This window comes from Streptomyces sp. NPDC051041 (genome assembly GCF_044456065.1).
GTDB classification, from domain to species: Bacteria; Actinomycetota; Actinomycetes; order Streptomycetales; family Streptomycetaceae; genus Streptomyces; species Streptomyces glaucus.
Window position 1 is genome coordinate 181,314 of the sequence record NZ_JBITFM010000002.1, and the last position, 25,001, is coordinate 206,314.

36 protein-coding genes are annotated in these 25,001 nt (G+C 69.1%); 35 read left to right on the forward strand and 1 reads right to left on the reverse strand.

Annotated features, from left to right (window positions below):
• Positions 1-547 precede the first annotated feature (547 nt).
• The 31 genes from rpsJ to truA all read left to right on the forward strand — a co-directional run bounded on the left by rpsJ (position 548) and on the right by truA (position 18,020).
• Positions 548-856: a 30S ribosomal protein S10 gene (rpsJ, locus tag ACIBAI_RS04070; RefSeq protein ID WP_003948644.1), complete on the forward strand. Its 309-nt coding sequence runs from the start codon at positions 548-550 to the stop codon at positions 854-856.
• Between the two features lie 18 nt (positions 857-874).
• A complete protein-coding gene (gene rplC / locus ACIBAI_RS04075; RefSeq protein WP_103781446.1) occupies positions 875-1,519 on the forward strand; it encodes a 50S ribosomal protein L3 in 645 nt (214 codons plus the stop codon).
• A gap of 8 nt (positions 1,520-1,527) precedes the next feature.
• The gene (gene rplD / locus ACIBAI_RS04080; RefSeq protein WP_344599546.1) at positions 1,528-2,187 is read left to right on the forward strand and encodes a 50S ribosomal protein L4; all 660 of its coding nucleotides are present in this window, start codon (positions 1,528-1,530) and stop codon (positions 2,185-2,187) included.
• The gene (rplW, locus tag ACIBAI_RS04085) at positions 2,187-2,606 is read left to right on the forward strand and encodes a 50S ribosomal protein L23 (protein ID WP_344599545.1); all 420 of its coding nucleotides are present in this window, start codon (positions 2,187-2,189) and stop codon (positions 2,604-2,606) included. The genes rplD and rplW overlap by 1 nt, the downstream gene beginning before the upstream one ends.
• Before the next feature lie 41 nt (positions 2,607-2,647).
• On the forward strand, positions 2,648-3,484 hold the full coding sequence (rplB, locus tag ACIBAI_RS04090; RefSeq protein WP_399030864.1) for a 50S ribosomal protein L2: 837 nt from the start codon (positions 2,648-2,650) through the stop codon (positions 3,482-3,484).
• A gap of 12 nt (positions 3,485-3,496) precedes the next feature.
• A complete protein-coding gene (gene rpsS, locus ACIBAI_RS04095) occupies positions 3,497-3,778 on the forward strand; it encodes a 30S ribosomal protein S19 (RefSeq protein ID WP_006130777.1) in 282 nt (93 codons plus the stop codon).
• Between the two features lie 41 nt (positions 3,779-3,819).
• Entirely contained in the window at positions 3,820-4,167 is a 348-nt protein-coding gene (rplV, locus tag ACIBAI_RS04100) for a 50S ribosomal protein L22 (protein ID WP_159668538.1), read from the forward strand.
• Entirely contained in the window at positions 4,167-4,988 is an 822-nt protein-coding gene (gene rpsC / locus ACIBAI_RS04105) for a 30S ribosomal protein S3 (RefSeq protein WP_344599543.1), read from the forward strand. Before rplV ends, rpsC begins: the two co-directional genes overlap by 1 nt.
• Positions 4,989-4,993: 5 nt before the next feature.
• Positions 4,994-5,413 (forward strand): 50S ribosomal protein L16, encoded by a 420-nt coding sequence (rplP, locus tag ACIBAI_RS04110; RefSeq protein WP_029380975.1) that lies wholly within the window; start codon positions 4,994-4,996, stop codon positions 5,411-5,413.
• Positions 5,413-5,637 (forward strand): 50S ribosomal protein L29, encoded by a 225-nt coding sequence (gene rpmC / locus ACIBAI_RS04115; protein ID WP_029380976.1) that lies wholly within the window; start codon positions 5,413-5,415, stop codon positions 5,635-5,637. Before rplP ends, rpmC begins: the two co-directional genes overlap by 1 nt.
• Entirely contained in the window at positions 5,637-5,924 is a 288-nt protein-coding gene (rpsQ, locus tag ACIBAI_RS04120) for a 30S ribosomal protein S17 (protein WP_028420769.1), read from the forward strand. Before rpmC ends, rpsQ begins: the two co-directional genes overlap by 1 nt.
• A gap of 126 nt (positions 5,925-6,050) precedes the next feature.
• On the forward strand, positions 6,051-6,419 hold the full coding sequence (rplN, locus tag ACIBAI_RS04125) for a 50S ribosomal protein L14 (protein ID WP_003998823.1): 369 nt from the start codon (positions 6,051-6,053) through the stop codon (positions 6,417-6,419).
• 2 nt (positions 6,420-6,421) lie between these two features.
• Complete coding sequence (gene rplX / locus ACIBAI_RS04130) at positions 6,422-6,745, forward strand: 50S ribosomal protein L24 (RefSeq protein WP_344599542.1); 324 nt, start codon at positions 6,422-6,424, stop codon at positions 6,743-6,745.
• Positions 6,745-7,305 carry a 50S ribosomal protein L5 gene (gene rplE / locus ACIBAI_RS04135; protein ID WP_344599541.1) on the forward strand — a complete coding sequence of 187 codons (561 nt, stop codon included), beginning with the start codon at positions 6,745-6,747 and terminating at the stop codon, positions 7,303-7,305. The genes rplX and rplE overlap by 1 nt, the downstream gene beginning before the upstream one ends.
• A 5-nt stretch (positions 7,306-7,310) precedes the next feature.
• Positions 7,311-7,496: a type Z 30S ribosomal protein S14 gene (locus ACIBAI_RS04140; protein ID WP_003956452.1), complete on the forward strand. Its 186-nt coding sequence runs from the start codon at positions 7,311-7,313 to the stop codon at positions 7,494-7,496.
• Positions 7,497-7,706: 210 nt separating this feature from the next.
• Complete coding sequence (rpsH, locus tag ACIBAI_RS04145) at positions 7,707-8,105, forward strand: 30S ribosomal protein S8 (protein ID WP_344599540.1); 399 nt, start codon at positions 7,707-7,709, stop codon at positions 8,103-8,105.
• Between the two features lie 24 nt (positions 8,106-8,129).
• Complete coding sequence (gene rplF / locus ACIBAI_RS04150; RefSeq protein ID WP_366841124.1) at positions 8,130-8,669, forward strand: 50S ribosomal protein L6; 540 nt, start codon at positions 8,130-8,132, stop codon at positions 8,667-8,669.
• 3 nt (positions 8,670-8,672) lie between these two features.
• A complete protein-coding gene (gene rplR / locus ACIBAI_RS04155) occupies positions 8,673-9,056 on the forward strand; it encodes a 50S ribosomal protein L18 (protein WP_344599538.1) in 384 nt (127 codons plus the stop codon).
• 42 nt (positions 9,057-9,098) lie between these two features.
• Entirely contained in the window at positions 9,099-9,704 is a 606-nt protein-coding gene (gene rpsE / locus ACIBAI_RS04160) for a 30S ribosomal protein S5 (protein ID WP_014674381.1), read from the forward strand.
• Positions 9,705-9,706: 2 nt separating this feature from the next.
• Positions 9,707-9,889, forward strand: a complete 183-nt coding sequence (gene rpmD, locus ACIBAI_RS04165; RefSeq protein ID WP_003998814.1) for a 50S ribosomal protein L30 — start codon at positions 9,707-9,709, stop codon at positions 9,887-9,889.
• 2 nt (positions 9,890-9,891) lie between these two features.
• A complete protein-coding gene (gene rplO, locus ACIBAI_RS04170; protein WP_344599537.1) occupies positions 9,892-10,347 on the forward strand; it encodes a 50S ribosomal protein L15 in 456 nt (151 codons plus the stop codon).
• Positions 10,348-10,591: 244 nt separating this feature from the next.
• Positions 10,592-11,905: a preprotein translocase subunit SecY gene (secY, locus tag ACIBAI_RS04175; RefSeq protein ID WP_399030865.1), complete on the forward strand. Its 1,314-nt coding sequence runs from the start codon at positions 10,592-10,594 to the stop codon at positions 11,903-11,905.
• The gene (locus ACIBAI_RS04180; RefSeq protein ID WP_344599535.1) at positions 11,905-12,567 is read left to right on the forward strand and encodes an adenylate kinase; all 663 of its coding nucleotides are present in this window, start codon (positions 11,905-11,907) and stop codon (positions 12,565-12,567) included. The genes secY and ACIBAI_RS04180 overlap by 1 nt, the downstream gene beginning before the upstream one ends.
• Positions 12,568-12,695: 128 nt before the next feature.
• The gene (gene map, locus ACIBAI_RS04185; RefSeq protein ID WP_399030866.1) at positions 12,696-13,532 is read left to right on the forward strand and encodes a type I methionyl aminopeptidase; all 837 of its coding nucleotides are present in this window, start codon (positions 12,696-12,698) and stop codon (positions 13,530-13,532) included.
• 196 nt (positions 13,533-13,728) lie between these two features.
• Entirely contained in the window at positions 13,729-13,950 is a 222-nt protein-coding gene (gene infA, locus ACIBAI_RS04190; RefSeq protein ID WP_003948620.1) for a translation initiation factor IF-1, read from the forward strand.
• 58 nt (positions 13,951-14,008) lie between these two features.
• The gene (gene rpmJ / locus ACIBAI_RS04195) at positions 14,009-14,122 is read left to right on the forward strand and encodes a 50S ribosomal protein L36 (RefSeq protein WP_003998809.1); all 114 of its coding nucleotides are present in this window, start codon (positions 14,009-14,011) and stop codon (positions 14,120-14,122) included.
• A 189-nt stretch (positions 14,123-14,311) separates the two neighbouring features.
• On the forward strand, positions 14,312-14,692 hold the full coding sequence (gene rpsM / locus ACIBAI_RS04200; protein WP_344599533.1) for a 30S ribosomal protein S13: 381 nt from the start codon (positions 14,312-14,314) through the stop codon (positions 14,690-14,692).
• A gap of 64 nt (positions 14,693-14,756) precedes the next feature.
• Complete coding sequence (gene rpsK, locus ACIBAI_RS04205; protein WP_003956432.1) at positions 14,757-15,161, forward strand: 30S ribosomal protein S11; 405 nt, start codon at positions 14,757-14,759, stop codon at positions 15,159-15,161.
• 151 nt (positions 15,162-15,312) lie between these two features.
• A complete protein-coding gene (locus ACIBAI_RS04210; protein WP_003966937.1) occupies positions 15,313-16,335 on the forward strand; it encodes a DNA-directed RNA polymerase subunit alpha in 1,023 nt (340 codons plus the stop codon).
• Between the two features lie 207 nt (positions 16,336-16,542).
• A complete protein-coding gene (gene rplQ / locus ACIBAI_RS04215; protein ID WP_399030867.1) occupies positions 16,543-17,088 on the forward strand; it encodes a 50S ribosomal protein L17 in 546 nt (181 codons plus the stop codon).
• Positions 17,089-17,162: 74 nt separating this feature from the next.
• Positions 17,163-18,020, forward strand: coding sequence for a tRNA pseudouridine(38-40) synthase TruA (truA, locus tag ACIBAI_RS04220; protein ID WP_399030868.1), 858 nt, complete (start codon positions 17,163-17,165; stop codon positions 18,018-18,020).
• A 60-nt stretch (positions 18,021-18,080) separates the two neighbouring features.
• Here the strand turns inward: truA and ACIBAI_RS04225 are convergent, their stop codons facing one another.
• Positions 18,081-18,971 (reverse strand): hypothetical protein, encoded by an 891-nt coding sequence (locus ACIBAI_RS04225; RefSeq protein ID WP_399030869.1) that lies wholly within the window; start codon positions 18,969-18,971, stop codon positions 18,081-18,083.
• 122 nt (positions 18,972-19,093) lie between these two features.
• Here ACIBAI_RS04225 and ACIBAI_RS04230 point away from each other — a divergent pair, with 122 nt between their 5' ends.
• From ACIBAI_RS04230 to ACIBAI_RS04245, 4 genes are all read left to right on the forward strand, one after another.
• Positions 19,094-20,263, forward strand: a complete 1,170-nt coding sequence (locus ACIBAI_RS04230; RefSeq protein ID WP_399030870.1) for a CapA family protein — start codon at positions 19,094-19,096, stop codon at positions 20,261-20,263.
• Positions 20,264-20,497: 234 nt separating this feature from the next.
• Positions 20,498-22,744: a HAMP domain-containing protein gene (locus tag ACIBAI_RS04235; protein WP_399031361.1), complete on the forward strand. Its 2,247-nt coding sequence runs from the start codon at positions 20,498-20,500 to the stop codon at positions 22,742-22,744.
• Between the two features lie 8 nt (positions 22,745-22,752).
• Positions 22,753-24,444, forward strand: a complete 1,692-nt coding sequence (gene pgsB / locus ACIBAI_RS04240; RefSeq protein WP_399030871.1) for a poly-gamma-glutamate synthase PgsB — start codon at positions 22,753-22,755, stop codon at positions 24,442-24,444.
• Between the two features lie 53 nt (positions 24,445-24,497).
• Positions 24,498-24,980 carry a poly-gamma-glutamate biosynthesis protein PgsC/CapC gene (locus tag ACIBAI_RS04245; protein WP_344599528.1) on the forward strand — a complete coding sequence of 161 codons (483 nt, stop codon included), beginning with the start codon at positions 24,498-24,500 and terminating at the stop codon, positions 24,978-24,980.
• The last annotated feature ends 21 nt before the right edge of the window (positions 24,981-25,001 follow it).

Consider the following 25,001-nt stretch of genomic DNA (forward strand, 5'->3'; position numbering starts at 1 on the left):
GCTGGCCGGTCGCCGGGCGGCACCCGGGTGCGTTCGCTCCTGAAGCGGGCCCTGAGCGTCCTGGCGGACATCCCCGACGGTCCCGGGACGCCCGCCGACGCCGGGTTCCGGCGCAAACGGGCCGACATCCCCGACACCGACCCGCCCCCGTGTTTGACCCACCGCGCGCTCGGGGTAATCTCTCCGGCTCGATTGGCATCAAGGCTGCCCCATATGGCAGACTGTCCGAGTTGCTCGGTCGAGTGTTGATGCTGCGCGCCTCCCGCCGGGAGGACCGGAAGCGAGTCCCACAGTACTCGTCAACCCCGCGCGGGTTGGAAGTACGGGAATCTTCCGGGAAGCGTCGGCGCGGCGCCGGCCAGGCACCCGGTGGGTCCTTCGCCCCCGGCTCGCGGTTCCGGCAGGGCCGTGTGCAATCCCGCAGGGATGTTCCGACAAGGGACATCCATGTCAGCGAGAGTGCGACACGCCCGACCGCGTGGGTCGGAGGAACGAACGAGACGGCCGGGTTCCAGAGCTGTAGAAGAGACAGGACTACGAAGTAGCCATGGCGGGACAGAAGATCCGCATCCGGCTCAAGGCCTACGACCACGAGGTCATCGACTCCTCGGCGAAGAAGATCGTCGAGACGGTGACCCGCACTGGTGCGTCGGTCGCGGGCCCGGTGCCGCTGCCCACTGAGAAGAACGTGTACTGCGTCATCAAGTCGCCGCACAAGTACAAGGACTCGCGCGAGCACTTCGAGATGCGCACGCACAAGCGCCTGATCGACATCCTCGACCCGACCCCCAAGACCGTTGACTCTCTGATGCGACTCGACCTCCCGGCCGGTGTCGACATCGAGATCAAGCTCTGAGGCCGGTGATCTGAAGAGATGGCTAAGCAGATCAAGGGCATCCTGGGCGAGAAGCTCGGCATGACTCAGGTCTGGGACGAGAACAACCGCGTCGTCCCGGTGACCGTCGTCAAGGCCGGCCCGAACGTCGTCACCCAGGTCCGTACCAACGACGTCGACGGCTACGAGTCCGTCCAGATCGCCTTCGGCGAGATCGACCCGCGCAAGGTGAACAAGCCCCTCAAGGGCCACTTCGCCAAGGCCGACGTCACCCCCCGTCGTCACCTCGTCGAGATCCGCACCGCGGACGCCTCCGAGTACACGCTCGGCCAGGAGATCACCGCCGAGGTGTTCGAGGCCGGCGTGAAGGTCGACGTCACCGGCAAGAGCAAGGGCAAGGGCTTCGCCGGTGTCATGAAGCGCCACAACTTCGGTGGCCTCGGCGCCGGACACGGTACCCAGCGCAAGCACCGCTCGCCCGGTTCCATCGGTGGCTGCGCCACCCCGGGCCGCGTGTTCAAGGGCCTCCGCATGGCGGGTCGCATGGGCAACGAGCGGGTCACCACCCAGAACCTGACCGTCCACGCCGTTGACGCGGAGAAGGGTCTGCTGCTCATCAAGGGCGCGGTTCCCGGTCCGAACGGCGGCCTCGTCCTGGTCCGCACCGCGGCCAAGGGGGCCTGAGGTAACCGATGAGCACTGTTGACATCCTTTCGCCGGCGGGCGAGAAGGCCGGTACCGTCGAGCTCCCCGCGGAGATCTTCGGCGTTGAGAAGGTCAGCGTCCCGCTGATCCACCAGGTCGTCGTCGCGCAGCTGGCCGCTGCCCGCCAGGGCACCCACAAGACCAAGACTCGCGGCGAGGTCCGCGGCGGTGGCAAGAAGCCGTACCGCCAGAAGGGCACCGGTCGCGCCCGCCAGGGCTCGACCCGCGCGCCGCAGTTCGCCGGTGGTGGCGTCGTGCACGGTCCCGTGCCGCGCGACTACTCGCAGCGGACCCCGAAGAAGATGAAGGCCGCGGCCCTGCGCCACGCCCTCACCGACCGGGCCCGCCACAACCGCATCCACGTCGTCACCGGCGTGGTCGAGGGCGAGACCCCCTCCACGAAGGCCGCCAAGAGCCTGTTCGGCAAGCTCAGCGAGCGCAAGAACCTGCTGCTCGTCGCCGACCGCTCCGACGAGGCCGCGTGGCTGTCCGCCCGCAACCTGCCCCAGGTCCACATCCTGGAGCCGGGCCAGCTGAACACGTACGACGTTCTCGTCTCGGACGACGTGGTCTTCACCAAGGCCGCTTTCGAGTCCTTCGTCGCCGGCCCGCAGAAGGCCAACGACACCGAAGGGAGCGAGGCCTGATGGCTGCACGTCACCCCTCCATCGCCTCGAAGGCCGCCAAGAAGGCCAAGGAAGCGCGTCTGAAGAAGGCGCGTCGCCACGCCACCGAGGGCAAGAACACCGTCGAGACGCCGCTGAGCAAGTCGTACACGGACCCCCGTGACGTCCTGATCAAGCCGGTCGTCTCCGAGAAGAGCTACGCGCTCCTCGACGAGAACAAGTACACGTTCATCGTCGACCCGCGTGCCAACAAGACCCAGATCAAGGAGGCCGTCCAGGCGGTCTTCGAGGTCAAGGTCACCGGGGTCAACACGATCAACCGCCAGGGCAAGCGCAAGCGGACCCGCACCGGCTTCGGCCAGCGCGCGTCCACCAAGCGCGCGATCGTGACCCTCGCCGAGGGCGACCGTATCGACATCTTCGGCGGTCCGACCTCCTGACCGGAGGTCCGGATCGTCCGGAATCGGACGAGGACTGAGAAATGGGTATCCGCAAGTACAAGCCGACGACTCCTGGCCGTCGTGGCGCCAGCGTCGCCGACTTCGTCGAGGTCACGCGGTCCACGCCGGAGAAGTCGCTGGTTCGCCCGCTGCACAGCAAGGGCGGCCGTAACAATTCCGGTCGTGTGACCGTCCGCCACCAGGGCGGCGGCCACAAGCGCGCCTACCGCGTGATCGACTTCCGTCGTCACGACAAGGACGGCGTGCCGGCGAAGGTCGCGCACATCGAGTACGACCCCAACCGCACCGCGCGCATCGCGCTCCTGCACTACGCGGACGGCGAGAAGCGCTACATCCTCGCGCCGCGTGGCCTGAACCAGGGCGACCGCGTCGAGAACGGTCCCGGGGCCGACATCAAGCCGGGCAACAACCTGGCCCTGCGCAACATCCCGGTCGGTACCACGATCCACGCGATCGAGCTCCGCCCGGGCGGCGGCGCCAAGTTCGCCCGCTCCGCCGGCGCCTCCGTGCAGCTGCTCGCGAAGGAGGGCGCCTACGCCCACCTGCGCATGCCGTCCGGTGAGATCCGCCTGGTCGACGTCCGCTGCCGCGCCACCGTCGGCGAGGTCGGCAACGCCGAGCAGTCGAACATCAACTGGGGCAAGGCGGGCCGCAAGCGGTGGCTGGGCGTTCGCCCGACCGTCCGTGGTGTGGTCATGAACCCGGTCGACCACCCGCACGGTGGTGGTGAGGGCCGGACCTCCGGTGGCCGCCACCCGGTCTCCCCGTGGGGCAAGAAGGAAGGCCGTACTCGTTCGCCCAAGAAGGCGTCGAACAAGTACATCGTCCGCCGCCGCAAGACGAACAAGAAGCGCTAAGGACGGGTTGAGATGCCTCGTAGCTTGAAGAAGGGGCCCTTCGTCGACGACCACCTGATGAAGAAGGTGGACGCCCAGAACGAAGCCGGCACCAAGAACGTCATCAAGACCTGGTCCCGTCGCTCGATGATCGTCCCGGCCATGCTCGGCCACACGATCGCGGTGCACAACGGCAAGACCCACATCCCGGTGTTCGTCACCGAGTCGATGGTCGGCCACAAGCTCGGCGAGTTCTCGCCGACCCGCACCTTCCGGGGCCACGTCAAGGAAGACCGGAAGTCGAAGCGCCGCTAAGCGGATCGCATTCAGACACGCAAGTAACTGAAGGGACAACCATGGAAGCCAGGGCCCAGGCGCGGTACATCCGCGTCACGCCCATGAAGGCCCGCCGCGTGGTGGACCTCATCCGTGGCATGGACGCCACGGAGGCCCAGGCCGTCCTGCGATTCGCTCCGCAGGCAGCCTCCGTGCCGGTCGGCAAGGTGCTCGACAGCGCCATCGCCAACGCCGCGCACAACTACGACCACACCGACGTCGACAGCCTGTACGTCTCCGAGGCGTACGTCGACGAGGGCCCGACCCTGAAGCGGTTCCGGCCGCGCGCCCAGGGCCGCGCCTACCGGATCCGCAAGCGGACCAGCCACATCACTGTGGTCGTCAGCAGCAAGGAAGGAACCCGGTAATGGGCCAGAAGGTAAACCCGCACGGGTTCCGGCTCGGTGTCACCACCGACTTCAAGTCGCGCTGGTACGCCGACAAGCTCTACAAGGACTACGTCAAGGAAGACGTCGCCATCCGTCGGATGATGACGTCCGGCATGGAGCGCGCCGGCATCTCCAAGGTCGAGATCGAGCGCACCCGTGACCGCGTCCGCGTCGACATCCACACCGCGCGTCCGGGCATCGTCATCGGCCGCCGCGGCGCCGAGGCCGACCGCATCCGCGGCGACCTGGAGAAGCTGACCGGCAAGCAGGTCCAGCTGAACATCCTCGAGGTCAAGAACCCGGAGACGGACGCTCAGCTGGTGGCCCAGGCCGTCGCCGAGCAGCTGTCCTCCCGCGTCTCCTTCCGCCGCGCCATGCGCAAGAGCATGCAGTCGGCGATGAAGGCCGGCGCCAAGGGCATCAAGATCCAGTGCGGTGGCCGCCTCGGCGGCGCCGAGATGTCCCGCTCGGAGTTCTACCGCGAGGGCCGCGTGCCCCTGCACACGCTCCGCGCGAACGTGGACTACGGCTTCTTCGAGGCCAAGACGACCTTCGGCCGCATCGGCGTGAAGGTCTGGATCTACAAGGGCGACGTCAAGAACATCGCCGAGGTCCGCGCCGAGAACGCCGCCGCCCGTGCCGGCAACCGCCCGGCCCGCGGTGGCGCCGACCGCCCGGCCCGTGGTGGCCGCGGTGGCGAGCGGCGCGGTCGCAAGCCGCAGCAGGCTGCTGCCGAGGCCCCCAAGGCCGAGGCACCCGCAGCCGCCGCTCCGGCTGAGAGCACCGGAACGGAGGCCTGACCACCATGCTGATCCCCCGTAGGGTCAAGCACCGCAAGCAGCACCACCCGAAGCGCAACGGCATGTCCAAGGGTGGCACGCAGGTTGCGTTCGGCGAGTACGGCATCCAGGCGCTGACCCCGGCGTACGTCACGAACCGCCAGATCGAGGCGGCTCGTATCGCCATGACCCGTCACATCAAGCGTGGCGGCAAGGTCTGGATCAACATCTACCCGGACCGCCCGCTGACCAAGAAGCCCGCCGAGACCCGCATGGGTTCCGGTAAGGGTTCGCCGGAGTGGTGGGTCGCGAACGTCAAGCCCGGACGCGTCATGTTCGAGCTGTCGTACCCCAACGAGAAGATCGCCCGTGAGGCGCTGACCCGTGCGGCCCACAAGCTGCCGATGAAGTGCCGGATCGTCAAGCGCGAGGCAGGTGAAGCGTGATGTCGGCCGGTACCAAGGCGTCCGAGCTGCGCGAGCTGGGCAACGAGGAGCTGCTGAACAAGCTCCGCGAGGCCAAGGAAGAGCTGTTCAACCTCCGCTTCCAGGCGGCGACGGGCCAGCTCGAGAACCACGGCCGTCTGAAGGCGGTCCGCAAGGACATCGCCCGGATCTACACCCTCATGCGTGAGCGTGAGCTCGGCATCGAGCAGGTGGAGAACGCCTGATGAGCGAGAACAACGTGACTGAGCAGAACACCGAAGCGCGCGGCTTCCGCAAGACCCGCGAGGGCTACGTCGTCAGCGACAAGATGGACAAGACCGTCGTCGTCGCCGTCGAGGACCGCGTCAAGCACGCGCTGTACGGCAAGGTCATCCGCCGTACGAACAAGCTCAAGGCGCACGACGAGCAGAACGCCGCGGGTGTCGGCGACCGCGTCCTCCTGATGGAGACCCGGCCGCTGTCCGCGACCAAGCGCTGGCGCGTCGTCGAGATCCTCGAGAAGGCCAAGTAGGTAATTCGCGCAAGCGGATTCCAATAGATACGCCTGCGGGCAGACCCCGCAGGTCAGTTCCGCCAGGCTCCGGGGGCCGCTCAGCGAGCGGCCCCCGGGGAACCGGCAGACGATCAGGAGATAGACGTGATCCAGCAGGAGTCGCGACTGCGTGTCGCCGACAACACGGGTGCGAAGGAGATCCTCTGCATCCGTGTGCTCGGCGGCTCCGGTCGCCGCTACGCGGGTATCGGTGACGTCATCGTCGCCACCGTCAAGGACGCGATCCCCGGTGGCAACGTGAAGAAGGGTGACGTCGTCAAGGCGGTCATCGTTCGCACCGTCAAGGAGCGCCGCCGTCCGGACGGCTCGTACATCCGCTTCGACGAGAACGCCGCCGTCATCCTCAAGAACGACGGCGACCCTCGCGGCACCCGTATCTTCGGCCCCGTGGGCCGTGAGCTGCGCGAGAAGAAGTTCATGAAGATCATCTCCCTCGCGCCGGAGGTGCTGTGAGCATGAAGATCAAGAAGGGTGACCTGGTCCAGGTCATCACCGGCAAGGACAAGGGCAAGCAGGGCAAGGTCATTGCCGCTTTCCCGCGCGAGGAGCGTGTCCTGGTCGAGGGTGTCAACCGGGTCAAGAAGCACACGAAGGCCGGGCCGACCGCCCGCGGCTCGCAGGCCGGCGGCATCGTGACCACCGAGGCCCCCATCCACGTCAGCAACGTGATGCTGGTCGTGGAGAAGGACGGCCAGAAGGTCCCGACCCGCGTCGGCTACCGCTTCGACGAGGACGGCAACAAGATCCGCGTTGCCAAGCGGACGGGTGAGGACATCTGATGACGACCACCACCGTGACTCCGCGTCTGAAGCAGAAGTACAGGGACGAGATCGTCCAGAAGCTGCGTGACGAGTTCAAGTACGAGAACGTCATGCAGGTTCCGGGCCTCGTCAAGATCGTGGTCAACATGGGTGTGGGCGACGCCGCCCGCGACTCCAAGCTGATCGAGGGCGCCATCCGCGACCTCACCACGATCACCGGCCAGAAGCCGGCCGTCACCAAGGCCCGCAAGTCCATCGCGCAGTTCAAGCTGCGTGAGGGCCAGCCGATCGGTGCCCACGTCACGCTCCGTGGCGACCGCATGTGGGAGTTCCTGGACCGCACCCTGTCGCTCGCGCTGCCGCGCATCCGCGACTTCCGCGGCCTGTCCCCCAAGCAGTTCGACGGCCGTGGCAACTACACGTTCGGTCTCACGGAGCAGGTCATGTTCCACGAGATCGACCAGGACAAGATCGACCGCGTCCGGGGTATGGACATCACCGTGGTGACCACGGCGACCAACGACGAAGAGGGCCGTGCCCTTCTCCGTCACCTCGGCTTCCCGTTCAAGGAGGCGTGAGCGAGATGGCGAAGAAGGCTCTCATCGCGAAGGCTGCCCGCAAGCCCAAGTTCGGCGTGCGCGCGTACACCCGCTGCCAGCGCTGCGGCCGTCCGCACTCCGTGTACCGCAAGTTCGGCCTGTGCCGCGTGTGCCTCCGTGAGATGGCTCACCGTGGCGAGCTGCCGGGCGTGACCAAGAGCTCCTGGTAATCCGGTAGTTCCGGACTCCCAGGACTCTCGGTAGGCAAATGGGACGGCAGGCCGCCCACTCCCCATGGCTTAGGCTTGTGGGGTTGGGCACCTGCCGTGCCGTACGACTTACTACGCCGTAGGTCCACCGCGCCGCACCCGTCCCGTCTCGGATCGGGGAGAGGGATGGCGCACCAGGAAACCCCGGCGAGAGAGGCCGAAGGCCAATTCATGACCATGACTGATCCGATCGCAGACATGCTGACGCGTCTGCGGAACGCGAACGCGGCGTACCACGACTCCGTGTCGATGCCGCACTCCAAGATCAAGTCGCACATCGCGGAGATCCTCCAGCAGGAGGGCTTCATCACGGGCTGGCGCGTCGAGGACGCCGAGGTCGGCAAGAACCTCGTCCTGGAGCTGAAGTTCGGCCCCAACCGTGAGCGCTCCATCGCGGGCATCAAGCGGATCTCCAAGCCCGGTCTCCGGGTGTACGCGAAGTCCACCAACCTGCCGAAGGTCCTCGGCGGCCTGGGCGTGGCGATCATCTCCACGTCCCACGGTCTGCTGACCGACAAGCAGGCGCAGAAGAAGGGCGTGGGTGGGGAAGTCCTCGCCTACGTCTGGTAACTCGGGAACGGAGGAGAGACAGCAATGTCGCGTATCGGCAAGCTCCCCATCCCGGTTCCCGCCGGCGTGGACGTCACCATCGACGGCCGTACGGTCAAGGTCAAGGGCCCCAAGGGCGAACTGACCCACACCGTCGTCGCGCCGATCGAGATCGCTAAGGGCGAGGACGGCACCCTCCAGGTGACCCGCCCGAACGACGAGCGGCAGAGCAAGGCCCTGCACGGCCTGTCCCGCACGCTGGTGGCGAACATGATCACCGGTGTGACCCAGGGATACGTCAAGAAGCTCGAGATCAGCGGTGTCGGTTACCGCGTGACCGCCAAGGGCTCGAACCTCGAGTTCGCGCTCGGTTACAGCCACCCGATCACCGTCGAGGCCCCCGAGGGCATCACCTTCAAGGTGGAGACCCCGACCCGTTTCTCGGTCGAGGGCATCGACAAGCAGAAGGTCGGCGAGGTTGCGGCCAACATCCGCAAGCTGCGCAAGCCCGACCCGTACAAGGCCAAGGGCGTCAAGTACGAGGGCGAAGTCATCCGCCGCAAGGTCGGAAAGGCGGGTAAGTAAGCCATGGCATACGGGCAGAAGATCCTCAAGGGCGACGCCTACAAGCGTGCCGCTATCAAGCGTCGCCACATCCGGATCCGCAAGAAGGTCTCGGGTACCGCCGAGCGTCCCCGTCTGGTCGTGACCCGCTCCAACCGCCACATCGTGGCGCAGGTGATCGACGACCTGAAGGGCCACACCCTGGCGTCGGCGTCCACCCTGGACGCGTCGATCCGCGGTGGCGAGGACGACAAGTCCACGCAGGCCAAGAAGGTCGGCGCCCTGGTCGCCGAGCGTGCCAAGGCCGCCGGTGTCGAGGCCGTCGTGTTCGACCGTGGTGGCAACCAGTACGCCGGGCGCATCGCCGCCCTGGCCGACGCCGCCCGCGAGGCCGGGCTCAAGTTCTGAGCCAGGTTCCGTAGCTAGCGGAAACAGAGAGAGGTAATTCCAATGGCTGGACCCCAGCGCCGCGGAAGCGGTGCCGGTGGCGGCGAGCGGCGGGACCGGAAGGGCCGTGACGGCGGCGCTGCTGCCGCCGAGAAGACCGCGTACGTCGAGCGCGTCGTCGCGATCAACCGCGTCGCCAAGGTTGTGAAGGGTGGTCGTCGCTTCAGCTTCACCGCGCTGGTCGTGGTGGGCGACGGTGACGGCACCGTGGGTGTCGGATACGGCAAGGCCAAGGAGGTGCCGGCCGCCATCGCCAAGGGTGTCGAGGAGGCCAAGAAGCACTTCTTCAAGGTCCCCCGGATCCAGGGCACCATCCCGCACCCGATCCAGGGTGAGAAGGCCGCCGGCGTCGTGCTGCTCAAGCCGGCCTCGCCGGGTACCGGTGTGATCGCCGGTGGTCCGGTGCGCGCCGTGCTCGAGTGCGCCGGTATCCACGACGTGCTGTCGAAGTCGCTCGGCTCCGACAACGCCATCAACATCGTGCACGCGACCGTGGAGGCCCTGAAGGGCCTGCAGCGTCCCGAGGAGATCGCGGCCCGCCGCGGTCTGCCGCTGGAGGACGTCGCCCCCGCGGCCCTGCTGCGTGCGCGTGCCGGGGTGGGTGCGTAATCATGGCTCAGCTCAAGATCACGCAGGTCAAGTCCTACATCGGCAGCAAGCAGAACCACCGTGACACCCTGCGGTCGCTTGGTCTCAAGGGGATCAACACCGTGGTCGTCAAGGAGGACCGTCCCGAGTTCCGCGGCATGGTGCACACCGTCCGCCACCTCGTGACGGTCGAGGAGGTCGACTGATCATGGCGGAGAACAACCCGCTCAAGATCCACAACCTCCGTCCGGCCCCGGGCGCCAAGACCGCCAAGACCCGTGTCGGTCGTGGTGAGGCGTCGAAGGGTAAGACGGCCGGTCGTGGCACCAAGGGCACCAAGGCCCGCTACCAGGTTCCGGAGAGCTTCGAGGGCGGCCAGATGCCGCTGCACATGCGGCTCCCGAAGCTGAAGGGCTTCAAGAACCCGTTCAAGACCGAGTACCAGGTCGTGAACCTCGACAAGCTGGCCAAGCTCTACCCCGAGGGTGGCGAGGTCACGGTCGAGGACCTGGTGGCCAAGGGCGCCGTTCGCAGGAACAGCCTGGTCAAGGTCCTCGGCGAGGGCGAGATCTCCGTGGCGCTGACGGTGAAGGTCGACAAGGCCTCCGCCTCCGCCAAGGAGAAGATCGCCGCCGCCGGCGGCAGCGTCACCGAGCTCGTCTGACCCGTTCCAGGCGTCTCGATGGCTTGAACGATCCCAACCGGGGATGCCCACAAAAGGGGTATCCCCGGTTGGTCGTTCCTAGGGCGGCAGTCTCGCCGGTAAGGTGGCCTGCACTGCCCACTTTCCCCGGGTGTCCCATGCGGGGCACCCTGAGCGGCAGTAGACCGTTAGCCAGTCGTCCTTATCAGTCGAACCTCAAGACCGTCACCCTTGACGCAGTTGCGCGGGGGTCGCAGGAGGCACCGTGCTCACCGCGTTCGCCCGGGCGTTCAAGACGCCCGACCTGCGCAAGAAGCTGCTCTTCACGCTCGGCATCATCGTGGTCTACCGGATCGGTACGAACGTCCCGATCCCGGGCGTCGACTACAAGAACGTGCAGTACTGCATCGATCAGGCCAACGCCCAGCAGGGCCTGTTCGGTCTGGTCAACATGTTCAGCGGCGGCGCCTTGCTGCAGATCACGGTCTTCGCGCTCGGGATCATGCCGTACATCACGGCGAGCATCATCCTGCAGCTGCTGACCGTGGTGATCCCGCGCCTGGAAGCCCTCAAGAAGGAGGGTCAGGCCGGTACGGCGAAGATCACGCAGTACACCCGCTACCTCACCATCGCGCTCGCCATTCTGCAGGGCACCGGCCTGGTGGCCACCGCCCGCAGTGGTGCGCTCTTCTCCGGCTGCTCGGTGGCCGGCCAGATCGTGCCGGACCGCTCGATCTTCACCACCATCACGATGGTCATCGTCATGACCGCCGGCACGGCCGTCGTCATGTGGCTCGGTGAGCTGATCACCGACCGCGGCGTCGGCAACGGCATGTCGATCCTGATGTTCATCTCGATCGCCGCCACCTTCCCGTCCGCCCTGTGGGCCATCAAGAAGCAGGGCGACCTGGCGGGCGGCTGGATCGAGTTCGGCACCGTCATCGCCGTCGGCCTGGTCATGGTGGGCCTGGTCGTCTTCGTGGAGCAGGCTCAGCGCCGCATCCCCGTGCAGTACGCGAAGCGCATGATCGGCCGCCGGTCCTACGGCGGTACGTCCACGTACATCCCGCTCAAGGTCAACCAGGCGGGTGTCATCCCCGTCATCTTCGCGTCGTCGCTGCTCTACATCCCGGCCCTGGTCGCGCAGTTCTCCAGCGGAACCTCGGGGTGGAAGACCTGGATCGAGGCCCACCTCGTGAGGGGCGACCACCCGATCTACGTCACCCTGTACTTCCTGCTCATCGTTTTCTTCGCGTTCTTCTACGTGGCGATCTCCTTCAACCCCGAGGAAGTCGCGGACAACATGAAGAAGTATGGTGGCTTCATCCCGGGCATCCGGGCTGGCCGACCGACCGCTGAGTACCTCAGCTACGTACTCAACCGGATCACCTGGCCGGGTTCGCTGTATCTGGGGCTGATCGCTCTCGTACCGACGATGGCGTTGGTTGGTTTCGGGGCAAACCAGAACTTCCCGTTCGGCGGGACCAGCATCCTGATCATCGTGGGTGTCGGCCTCGAGACGGTGAAGCAGATCGAGAGCCAGCTCCAGCAGCGCAATTACGAAGGGTTCCTCCGCTGATGCGAATCGTCCTCGTCGGGCCGCCGGGTGCCGGTAAGGGAACGCAGGCCACGCGACTGGCCGAGAAGCTGCGCATCCCGCACATCTCCACGGGCGACCTGTTCCGCGCCAACATCAGCCGGCAGACGGAGCTGGGGAAGCTCGCGAAGTCCTACATGGACGCCGGCAACCTGGTGCCGGACGAGGTCACCATCGCGATGGCCAAGGACCGCATGGAGCAGCCGGACGCCGAGGGCGGCTTCCTGCTGGACGGCTTCCCGCGCAACGTCTCCCAGGCCGAGGCGCTCGACGAGCTCCTGCGGACCGAGGGCATCCGGCTGGACGCGGTGCTGGACCTGGAGGTCCCGGAGGAAGAGGTCGTCAAGCGGATCGCCGGGCGGCGGATCTGCCGCAAGGACTCCAGCCACGTCTTCCACGTGTCGTACAGCCCGCCGAAGCAGGAGGGCGTCTGCGACGTCTGCGGCGGCGAGCTCTACCAGCGGGACGACGACTCCGAGGAGACCGTGCGGACCCGGCTGGAGGTCTACCACACGCAGACCGAGCCGATCATCGACTACTACAAGGCGCAGGGGCTGGTCGTGACCATCTCCTCGCTGGGGCCGGTCGACGAGGTCACGGGCCGGGCCCTGGAGGCGCTCAAGCGCGACGAGGACGGCCGGTAGCCGTCCGTACGCAGCCGAGCCGCGGTTCCCTGTGAGGGAGCCGCGGCTGCTGTGTGGGGGCCGGCCGGCGCGGCCCCGTATCGTTGAAGGCGTTCGTACTCTTCCGGTCCAGAAAGGCCGCAGTCCCCATGGTGCAGATCAAGACGCCCGAGCAGATCGCCAAGATGCGTGCGGCGGGCCTGGTCGTCGCCGCCATCCACGCGGCCACGCGGGAGGCCGCCGTGCCGGGGGCCACGACGAAGGACCTGGACCAGGTCGCCCGCAAGGTGCTCGCCGAGCACAACGCCAAGCCGAACTTCCTCGGGTACGGCGGTTTCCCCGCGACGATCTGCACCTCCGTCAACGAGGTCGTCGTCCACGGCATCCCCTCCGACGACGTCGTCCTCAAGGACGGGGACATCATCTCCGTCGACTGCGGCGCGATCGTCGACGGCTGGCACGGCGACGCCGCCTACACGGCCTTCGTGGGCTCCGGCCACGCCCCGGAGCTGATCGAGCTCTCCCGGGTGACCGAGGAGTCGATGTGGGCCGGCATCGCGGCGATGAAGCAGGGCAACCGGCTCGTGGACATCTCCCGGGCCATCGAGACCTACATCCGCCGCCAGCCGAAGCCGGGCGGCGGCCGGTACGGGATCATCGAGGACTACGGCGGCCACGGCATCGGCACCGAGATGCACATGGACCCGCACCTGCTGAACTACGTCGACCGGCGCCGCGGCAAGGGCCCGAAGCTGGTCCCCGGCTTCTGCCTGGCCATCGAGCCGATGGTCTCCCTCGGCACGCCGAAGACGCGGGTGCTCCAGGACGACTGGACCGTCATCACCACCGACGGCACCTGGTCCTCGCACTGGGAGCACTCCGTGGCGCTGACCGAGCAGGGCCCGCTGGTCCTCACCGCGCCCGACGGGGGCCGGGCGAAGCTCGCCGAGTACGGCATCACGGCCGCCCCCGACCCCCTCGGCTGACGGCCCCGGCCCCCTCGGCCGGCACCTCCCGGCCCCGCCGGTTAACGCTCTTGGGAGCTGGGCAGACTTCCCCGATTCGTCTTTCCGGGTGCGCTGACGTAGACTGACTCGTCGGCTCTTGTGCACCCGCATGTTCGCATGCGCCCGTCAGGGAAGCGCGGGAGTCGATCAAGGTAGTCGATTCGAAGGGCGAAGCGTGGCCAAGAAACAAGGTGCCATCGAGATCGAGGGCACTGTCGTCGAGTCTCTGCCGAACGCCATGTTCAAGGTCGAGCTCCAGAACGGCCACCAGGTCCTGGCACACATCAGCGGCAAGATGCGTATGCACTACATCCGCATCCTCCCTGACGACCGGGTCGTGGTGGAGCTGTCTCCGTACGACCTGACGCGTGGCCGGATCGTCTACCGCTACAAGTAGATCTTGCCCGCACCTCGTCCTGCGGGGTGGTGGCACTGACCCGGAGAACCTCGATCCCATGAAGGTCAAGCCGAGCGTCAAGAAGATCTGCGACAAGTGCAGGGTGATCCGCCGTCACGGTCGGGTCATGGTCATCTGCGAGAACCCGCGCCACAAGCAGCGCCAGGGCTGACCGCACGACCGCACCCTCTGCGATTCGCAGAAATTCGCGCGACGCGAGCAACACATGTTCATACGCAGAGCCCAGACGGCCAGCCGTCTGACACCCCCGGTCGGAGGCCGGGGACCCGGTCCGTACCTGATACGGCGGTCGGGAACCGGTTCTGCGGAAGACCTCCGAAGATCAAACTGGAGCCATTGAATGGCACGCGTTTCCGGTGTTGACATCCCGCGCGAAAAGCGCGTGGAGGTCGCCCTTACGTATGTGTTCGGCATCGGCCGGACCCTTTCGAAGCAGACGCTGGCCGCGACCGGCGTGGACCCGAACACTCGCGTCCGTGACCTCTCCGAGGAGCAGCTGGTCGCGATCCGCGAGTACGTCGACAACAACATCAAGACCGAGGGTGACCTCCGTCGCGAGATCCAGGCCGACATCCGCCGCAAGGTCGAGATCGGCTCGTACCAGGGTCTGCGGCACCGCCGTGGTCTGCCCGTCCGCGGCCAGCGCACCAGCACCAACGCCCGCACCCGCAAGGGCCCGCGTCGCGCCATCGCCGGCAAGAAGAAGCCGGGCAAGAAGTAGTCCGCAGCGGACACCTGTCCACGGTCTTCGCTGTAGGACCGACCACCTCCCGAGGAGTTAGTAGATGCCCCCCAAGGGACGTCAGGGCGCTGCCAAGAAGGTGCGCCGCAAGGAAAAGAAGAACGTCGCTCACGGCCACGCGCACATCAAGAGCACGTTCAACAACACCATCGTTTCGATCACGGACCCGTCCGGCAACGTGATCTCCTGGGCCTCCGCCGGCCACGTCGGCTTCAAGGGCTCGCGGAAGTCCACGCCGTTCGCCGCGCAGATGGCCGCCGAGTCGGCCGCCCGCCGCGCCCAGGAGCACGGCATGCGCAAGGTCGACGTGTTCGTGAAGGGCCCGGGTTCCGGTCGTGAGACCGCGATCCGCTCCCTGCAGGCCACCGGCCTGGAGGTCGGCTCGATCCAGGACGTCACGCCGACCCCGCACAACGGCTGCCGTCCGCCGAAGCGCCGCCGCGTCTGACGCACGGCTCTTCGCCGCGGGATGTCCGGGCGGCACGGTCCCCACGGGTCGTGCCGCCCGTACCCTTGCAGTACCCGCACCTTCCCGGGTGCGGCTCTCAGGGTCGGGCGTCATATAGCGGGCGCCCCCAACTGAAGGATCTGATCCACACATGCTGATCGCTCAGCGTCCCTCGTTGACCGAAGAGGTCGTCGACGAGTTCCGCTCCCGGTTCGTGATCGAGCCGCTGGAGCCGGGCTTCGGCTACACCCTCGGCAACTCCCTCCGCCGCACCCTCCTGTCGTCGATCCCCGGTGCCGCCGTCACGAGCATCCGCATCGACGGCGTGCTGCACGAGTTCACCACCGTGCCGGGCGTCAAGGAGGACGTCACCGACCTGATCCTCAACATCAAGCAGCTGGTCGTCTCCTCGGAGCACGACGAGCCGGTCGTGATGTACCTGCGCAAGCAGGGCCCGGGTCTGGTCACCGCCGCCGACATCGCGCCGCCGGCCGGTGTCGAGGTGCACAACCCCGACCTCGTCCTCGCCACGCTCAACGGCAAGGGCAAGCTGGAGATGGAGCTGACCGTCGAGCGCGGTCGCGGCTACGTCTCCGCCGTGCAGAACAAGCAGGTGGGTCAGGAGATCGGGCGCATCCCGGTCGACTCGATCTACTCGCCGGTGCTCAAGGTCACCTACAAGGTCGAGGCGACCCGTGTCGAGCAGCGCACCGACTTCGACAAGCTGATCGTCGACGTCGAGACCAAGCAGGCCATGCGTCCGCGCGACGCGATGGCCTCGGCCGGCAAGACCCTGGTCGAGCTGTTCGGTCTCGCCCGCGAGCTGAACATCGACGCCGAGGGCATCGACATGGGCCCGTCCCCGACGGACGCCGCCCTGGCCGCCGACCTGGCGCTGCCGATCGAGGAGCTGGAGCTCACGGTCCGCTCCTACAACTGCCTCAAGCGCGAGGGCATCCACTCCGTGGGCGAGCTCGTGGCGCGCTCCGAGGCCGACCTGCTCGACATCCGCAACTTCGGTGCGAAGTCGATCGACGAGGTCAAGGCGAAGCTGGCCGGCATGGGCCTGGCGCTCAAGGACAGCCCGCCCGGATTCGACCCGACCGCCGCGGCGGACGCGTTCGGCGCCGACGACGACGCGGACGCCGGGTTCGTGGAGACCGAGCAGTACTGAGAGCCCGGGCCTTCCGGCCCGTACTCGGGCGCGGGTGCGCCGCGGCTCGTCGCGCCCGCGCGGCGGAGCCGCATATCGAATGCAGCCCCGCGCCCCTTCCGGACCGGCCCCTTCGGGGCGTCGTCCGGATCTCCGACAGGCAACCGCCTGCTCGGATACTGACTCCGGTACCTGATACGGCCGGGGCAGACACACAGGAGAAGAATCATGCCGAAGCCCACCAAGGGTGCCCGCCTGGGCGGCAGCGCCGCGCACGAGAAGCTGCTCCTCGCGAACCTCGCGAAGTCGCTCTTCGAGCACGGCAAGATCACCACCACCGAGGCGAAGGCCCGCCGCCTGCGCCCGTACGCCGAGCGTCTGATCACCAAGGCGAAGAAGGGCGACCTTCACAACCGCCGCCAGGTGCTCCAGGTCATCACGGACAAGAGCATCGTCCACACGCTCTTCACCGAGATCGGCCCGCGCTACGAGAACCGTCCGGGTGGCTACACCCGCATCACCAAGATCGGTAACCGTCGCGGCGACAACGCGCCCATGGCGGTCATCGAGCTGGTCGAGGCGCTGACGGTGCAGCAGACGGCGGTCGGCGAGGCCGAGGCCGCGACCAAGCGCGCGGTCAAGGAGGCCGACGAGGCCAAGGCCGAGGAGACCAAGGCCGAGGGGACCGAGGCCGAGGACGCCAAGGCCGAGGAGACCCCGGCGGAGGAGTCCAAGGATGAGGAGTCCAAGGACGAGGAGTCCAAGGACGCCTGAGGCACTGCCGAAGCGCTGAAGCGGGTCCGTCCTTCGGGGCGGGCCCGCTTTCGCGTACCTGAGAGGATCTGAGGGTGAGCGACGAAGTACAGCCCGGACACGTCCGCATCCGCCTCGACCTGTCCTACGACGGCACCGACTTCCACGGCTGGGCCAGGCAGGCCGGCGGCCGGCGGACCGTGCAGGGCGAGATCGAGGACGCGCTGCGGACCGTCACCCGGTCCGGGGGCACGACCTACGAGCTGACCGTGGCCGGGCGGACCGACGCCGGCGTGCACGCGCGCGGGCAGGTGGCGCACGTCGACCTGCCGCGCGAGGTGTGGGCCGAGCACAGCCGGAAGCTGCTCAAGCGGCTCGCCGGCCGGCTGCCGAAGGACGTGCGGGTGTGGGCCCTCAGGGAGGCGCCGCCCGGCTTCGACGCCCGCTTCTCGGCGATCTGGCGGCGCTACGCCTACCGGGTCACCGACAATCCCGGCGGGGTCGACCCGCTGCTGCGCAACCACGTGCTGTGGCACGACTGGCCGCTCGACGTCGACGCGATGAACGAGGCCGCGCAACGGCTGCTCGGGGAGCACGACTTCGCCGCCTACTGCAAGAAGCGGGAGGGGGCCACGACCATCCGGACCCTCCAGGAGCTGAGCCTGGTGCGCGGGGACGACGGGATCGTCACCGCGACCGTGCGGGCCGACGCCTTCTGCCACAACATGGTGCGCTCGCTGATCGGGGCGCTGCTGTTCGTGGGGGACGGGCACCGCCCGCCGGACTGGCCGGGGAAGGTGCTGGCGGCCGGCGTACGGGACTCGGCCGTGCACGTGGTGCGGCCGCACGGGCTGACGCTGGAGGAGGTCGGCTATCCGGCGGACGAGCTGCTGGCGGAGCGGAGCCGGCAGGCCCGGAACAAGCGGTCGCTGCCCGGGGCCAGGTGCTGCTGAGCCGCCCGGGCCGGGTGCCGCCGAGCCGTCCGGCGGAACGGGGCCGGTGCGCCGCGCCGGTCAGTCGTGCGCCCACGCGGAGAGCAGTCCGGTGATCGCGTCCGCGGCCTCGTCGGCGTCGCGTCCGTCGCCGCGGGCGTGCGGGGCGAGTTCCAGGTGGACGAAGGTCGCGTGCTGCCGCTGGGCCGCACGCCCCTGGACGTTGCTCCGGCCCTCCAGGGGACAGCGGTCCGACCAGCCCCGGCAGACCCGCAGTCCGTCGGCCTCCATGCGGTCGGCCAGGGCGACGACCTCGCCGGGCGCGCTCTGCGCGGCGCCGGTGGAGACCACGGCGTCGTAGGGCCGGCGGTCGGAGGAGTCGTCGAAGCCGTGCAGCTGGATGCCGGGCACCCCGCGCCGCTGCAGTTCCGCCACGACGGTGTGGAACGCGCTGTCCTCCCGGTGGGCGACGTCGGCGGCGCCGTCGTCGCCGGCCCGGCGGTGGGCGCCGGCCAGCACCAGGGCGCCGCCCGGGGCGTCCTCCAGCAGCCGCACGCCGAGGTCCTCGGTGTTCCGGTCGGACCGGGGGTGCGGCACCTGGGCGCTCCAGCGGACGTCCGCGTCCGCGTTCAGGTAGAGCCGGCCCCAGTGGGCGCTGTCGCCCGGCCCGGTGGCCGCGACCTCGTCGTAGCGGCGGCCGGAGGCGGTGTCGGTGAGCCGGGTGACGCCCAGGCCGAGCGGGGCGAGCAGCTCCTCGGCCCGGCGGAAGTCGCCCTCCAGCAGGCGGCCGACGCCCCGGGCCAGCCGCTCGCGCCCGTCGTCGTCGGGCGCGGTGTAGGGGCCGTCCTCCTGGAACGTGGCCGTGTACCCGAGGACGCGGCTGCGCAGATCGACCAGTTCCCGGGCCGAGGGCGCCGGCCTCTCCGGCTCCTGGTGCGTTCCCGACTGGCAACCGAACAGAGCCAGCGCCAAACCCGCCTGAGCGAGAACGCGAATGAAACGTGACCGCCTTGTAATGGAAAAGTCAGAGTCAGTTGTGTGACGCATGTGAGCATGGCTCGGTGACATTCCGTAAGTCTCTCCGTATGGGTGGTATGCCGGCGGTTCTGGGGGTGGCCGCCGCTCTGACCGTCTCGTGCGGTTCGGAAGCGGTGCAGCCGCAGGCCGGACCGGGCGGCCGGTCCTTCACCGTGGCCGCGGCCGGGGACGTGCTCCTCCACCCCGAGCTGGTCGAGCAGGCGGCCGAGGACGCCGAGAAGACCGGCAAGGGAGAGGCCGGGCTCGACTTCGGGCCGCTGCTCGCCGGGGTGAAGCCGGTCATCGGCAAGGCGGACCTGGCGATCTGTCACATGGAGACTCCCGTCGGGAAGCCCGAGGGCCCCTTCCAGGGGTACCCGGAGTTCCTGGTGCCACCGCAGGTTCTGACGGCGCTGAAGGACGTGGGCTACGACACCTGCTCGACGGCCTCCAACCACACCTTCGACCACGGTTTCAAGGCCGTGAAGCGCACGCTGGACGCCATGGACGAGGCGGGCCTCGGGCACACCGGCTCGGCGCGCACGCCCGAGGAAGCAGAACAGATCAACATCCGGGACGTCAACGGCGTCAAGGTGGCCCATCTCTCCTACTCGTGGGAGTCCTTCGTCCACCCGGTGCCCGAGAAGCAGCGCTGGGCGTTCAACGGGACGGACGCCTCGGCCATCAAGCGGGCCGAGGCCCGGGCCCGGGACGAGGGCGCCGAGGTGGTCATCCTCTCCATCCACTGGGGCGCGGAGTACTACAACGAGCCGGGCGTCGCGCAGCTGCGGCTGGCGCAGTGGCTCACCGAGGAAACCGGCATCGACCTCGTGCTCGGGCACCACGCCCACGTGGTCCAGCCCATCCAGAAGGTGAACGGCACCTGGGTCGCCTACAGCCTCGGCAACCAGGTCGCCCGGCACTCCTCGCCCCAGGGCGTCACGGAGGAGGGGACCATCGGCTGGTTCGAGTTCCGCGAGGCGGCCGACGGCTGGGACGTCACCGCCCGCTACCGCACCACGCTGGTGGACATCCCGCCGGAGACCGAGCCCGGCGAGCGGCTGCCCCGGGGCGTGGTCGAGGACCACCGGCTGGTGGACGTCCAGCACCAGCTCGACCACCCGGACGGCCTGTCCGAGGAGCGGCTCGCCCGCTACCGGCTGGCCGCCGACCGCACCCGCGGCTTCCTCTACAACCGGGGCGCCCCCGGCGGCGACGGGCTGCGGCCGCTGTCGCTGGAGCCGTGACCGGCACGGCCGTCCCCGCGCGGAGGTGACCGGGGCCACAGTCCCTCCCGTGCGCCGGGGATACAACCCTGGCGTCATTCATCAGTCTTTCAAGTGACGGCGTCACACGGCCGCGGCAGCGGTGCTTCCTGCGGACGCTGAGCCTTTCGAAGCGACCAAGGAAGAACACCCGTGACATCGAGCCCTGCCGCGCATCCCGGGCACGGACGGCGGCGCAGCCGCAAGCGGGCGGACATGCCGCTCCTGGGGGGCATCCGCCCGCCGATCGCGGTGCTGTGCGTGCTGATCCTCGCCCTGGCCGGTCTGACGGCGAAGGTGCTCGGCCCCGGCGGCGAGCCCGTCGTCCCGGAGGCGGTGCTCTCCTCCCAGCGGCACTTCGCCGAGGACGGCGCCATCGCCCTGCGCGCCTCGATCGACGAACGGATCACCGACCTGCGCCGCACCGCCGCCGCGCTGAACGCGGGCGCGCCGGCCGAGCCGGAGCGCGTCCTGTCCGACCTGGGCAAGACCTACCAGAAGTGGACCGGCACCACGATCCTGGACCTGGAGAGCGGGGACGTGCTCGCCGCGCGTGGCGAGAGGATCCCGCTCGCCTGGCTGGACGAGGAGGTCCTCACCGGCGAGCAGGCGCTGCTCCCGCGCATGGTGCGGCTGGAGACCGGCGACGTCCGGCTGATGACGATGGTCGTCCTCGACTGGAAGGACCGGCCGCAGCAGCTGCTGATCGCCTCCAACAGCCTCGCCGTCCCCGCCATCAACCTGGGCCCGTTCCGCACCATGGCGGTCGTGGCCCGGGACGGCGAGGTCCTGGCCACGGCCGGCTTCGAGGAGTCCGAGGCGCTGAACTCGGACAAGCAGCGCGAGGAACTCGTCTTCCTCGAGAAGCAGATGTCCCGCCTGTCCGACCAGGCGGCCGAACGGACCGAGCAGCACCCCGTCAGCGCCAGGGAGCCCGGCTCCCGCGGCTACCCCGGCGTCAGCGGAACCCTGCTGGGCGACGACTACAACGGCCGGATCACCACGGCCGGGTACGCCTCCCTGGCCTCCTCCGACCCCGAGGAGAAGAAGAGCGTCGCCGCCGGCCTCGGACTCACGGTCGTGGCCATGCTGCCGGTGGTCCAGCAGCAGGGCACCGTCGGGCCGGACCGGGAGCTGTACGGGCTGATCGCGGCCGGGGCCCTGGTCGTGCTCGGCCTGCTCGCCGTGGCCCTGCTGTGGATGAGCGTGCAGCGCCCGCTGCTGCGGCTGTTCCTGGAGTCCCGCCGGCTCGCCCGCGGCGACCTGACCCGGCCCGTCGCCGTGCCCCGCTCGGGCGAGGCCGCCCGCATCGGCTCGGCCCTGGAGCGGCTGCGCGGCCAGCTGGGCGGCCCGGGCCACGAGCCCGCCGCCGGACCGAGCGGCCGGATGCGGTTCGGGCTGCGGGTGCCGCTCGCGGTGACCGCCGTCCTGCTGCTGCTGTGGTGCGTGCCCGTCGGCTGGCTGCTGAACCGCACCGACGACTCGGTCAGCGTGCCGGCCACCATGGTCAACGACCAGCGCGACCGCACCGACCTGGTCGCCGACCGGGTCCGCCGGGCGCTGAACGAGGCGCAGGCCGACCTGGTCTCCACCTCCCGCCTGATCGACCCCGACGACCCCGGCGCCAGCACCGCCCTGCTGGCGGACGCGCTGCGCGAGCACACCCGCTACCAGGCGCTGTACGTCGTCGACGAGGACGGCGAGGTCGTCGCCCGGGCCGGGGAGGACCCCCACGCCTGGGACCGCGACGCCGACGAGCCGCTGGTCCGGGTGTCCGGCGAGGGCGAGAGGAAGCCGGTGGTCCAGGCCGCCGCGCCCGTCCCGGAGCACCGGGGCGTCACCCTCGTCGGCGAGGTGCGGGTGGAGTTCCTCAACTCGCTGCTGAAGCGGCCCGGCCTCGGCGAGGTCCGGGTGGTCGACGCCGACGCGCGGACCCTGGCCGGCAGCGACGGCTTCCTCGCCTTCGAGGAACTGCCCGACGACGCGCTGCCCCACCTGGTCCGCGCGGGCAACGTGCGGGTGGGCGCCGGGCCCGTCGAGAACGGCCTGCTCATCCGGGACGGCGGCAGCGTCACCGTGGCCGCCGCGGCTCCCTTCTCCGGCGGCGGCGTCGCCTCCGACATCGGCTGGACCGTCGTCAGCTGGCAGAACGCCAAGCACTTCCAGATCACCCCGTACGAACGCGAGGACCGCAGCGTGCTCGCCGGCCTGCTCGGCCTCGCCGCGATCGTGGTCTGCCTGGGCTGGATCCACCTGGTCGTCGCCCGGCCGCTGCGGGCCCTGGCGGCCAGTGCCGAGAAGCTCGCGGACGGAGACCTCAAGACCGTGCTGTACCCCCGCTACCAGGACGAGGTCGGCGCCGTCGTGCGCAGCCTCGAACTGATCCGGCAGCAGTTGCAGGCCCGCCGGCAGAACCAGCCGCGCCGGCCCGCCGAGTCCCGGCTCGGCGCCGGAGGAAGGTGACCTGAGCCGTGCTCTACCTGTACTTCGTCCTGCTGACCGGCAGTGTGTTCCTGCTCGTCGCGGGCATCGTCGAGCAGCGCCGGCACTACGCCGCGCTGCACTCCATCCCCTCGCGGGTGCTGGTCAACGGCATCCGCGGCAAGTCCTCCATCACCCGGCTGTGCGCGGGCGCGCTGCGCGGCGGCGACCTGGTGACCGTGGCCAAGACGACCGGGACGGCGGCGCGGTTCATCCACCCGGACGCCACCGAGGAGCCGGTCTACCGCAAGTTCGGCATCGCCAACGTGGTGGAGCAGATCGGCATCGTCCGGCGCGCGGCCACCTACCGGCCCGACGCCCTGGTGATCGAGTGCATGGCCGTCATGCCGGCCCTGCAGGAGGTCAACCAGAGCAAGCTGATCCGCTCGACGATCGGCGTGCTGTGCAACGTCCGCGAGGACCACCTCGCCGAGATGGGCCCCACCCTGGACGACGTGGCCCGCTCGCTGTGCCGCTCGATGCCCGAGAACGGCATCTGCGTCACCGCCGAGAAGGAGCGCTTCCACATCCTCCAGGAGGAGGCGGACGCCCGTAACTGCCGGCTGGTCTACGCCGACCCGGAGACGGTCACCGACGAGGAGCTGCGCGGCTTCAGCTGGTTCACCTTCAAGGAGAACGTCGCGATCGCCCTGGTCGTCGCCGAGCTGCTCGGCGTGGAGCGGAAGGTCGCGCTGCAGGGCATGTACGACGCGCCGCCGGACCCCGGCGTGCTGTCCGTGGAGCGCTATGTCACCGAGGAGGGCAAGCGGCTGGCCTTCGCCAACGTCTTCGCGGCCAACGACCCCGAGTCGACGCTGATGAACATCAACCAGCTGCTCGACCTCGGGGCCATCAGCCGCCCGCTGAACGTCGTGATCAACTGCCGTCCGGACCGCGTCGAGCGCAACGGGCAGATGGGCGAGATCGTCCCCGACCTGAAGCCGGACAACGTCTTCGTCATCGGGCACCCCTCGAAGAGCGCCATCGACGCCATCCCCGCCCAGTGGCGGGACCGAGCGGTCGACCTGGGCGGCGAGCGGCGCCCGGCGGAGGAGTTCATGCCCGCCCTGCTCGGCCGGATGGCCGACGGGTCCTCCCTGGTCGCCATCGGCAACATCCACGGCCAGGGCGAGGAACTCCTGGAGTACCTGGCCGAACTCCCCGCGGACGAGAGCGGCGCCGGGCAGCCGGCACCCGGCCCGGCCGCCGCGGCGCCGGCCCAGCCGCCGCGTCTGGACCCGTTCGCCTCGTACCCGGTGGCGTACGAGGAGCGCTACCAGGCGTCGCAGACCCAGGAGATCCCGGTGATCGGCGCCCCCGCCCGGGCGGCCGGCCCGCACCAGCGGTACGGGCAGCCGGACCAGCACCGGCAGTACCAGCAGGACCAGTACCAGCAACAGCAGCAGGGCCGGCAGTACCAGCAGGGCCAGTACCAGCCGCAGGACCAGTACCAGCAGTACGGGCAGCAGCAGGACCGGTACCAGCAGTACGGCCAGCAGCAGGACCGGTACCAGCAGTACGCCGACGCGCCGCCGTCCGCGCAGGCGCAGCCGTACGCGCCGCCGCAGCCGTACGCCCCCGGCCGGCAGGACCCGCCGTACCACGACGAGCCGCACGACGGCCCCTTCGCCGGGCCCCGGCACCCGACCACCGAGGGCGGCGGACCGCCCCCGCGCGCCTGACCCCGCGGGCCGACCGCCTCGCCCACCCGCCGTACACCCGCCCGGAGACCCCGTTGACCACCGCCGCCCTGACCCCCGAGATGGCCGCCCTGGGCATCGCCATAGGACTGTTCTTCTCGCTGCTGTGCTACCTGACCACCAATCTGTCCCCGGGCGGAATGATCACGCCGGGCTGGCTCGCCCTCACCCTGATCGAGGACCTCCAGCGCGCGGCCATGGTGGTGGGCGTCACCGCCCTGACCTACGCGGGCACCAAGGTCATGCAGCGGCTGGTGATCCTGTACGGCAAGCGGCTGTTCGCCGCGGTGGTGCTGCTGGGCGTGCTGCTCCAGGCCACGGTGATGATCCTGCTCTCGATCGAGTTCCCGCTGCTGTACGGCAACCAGACCCTCGGGTTCATCGTGCCCGGCCTGATCGCCTACCAGATGGTGCGCCAGCCCAAGGGCGCGACCCTGCTGGCCACGGGCACGGTCTCGCTCATGGCCTACATCGTCGTCGCCGCCGGCCTGCTGCTCGGCGTCATGCCCACCGTCTGAGAAGCCGCCCGAGAAGGCAGC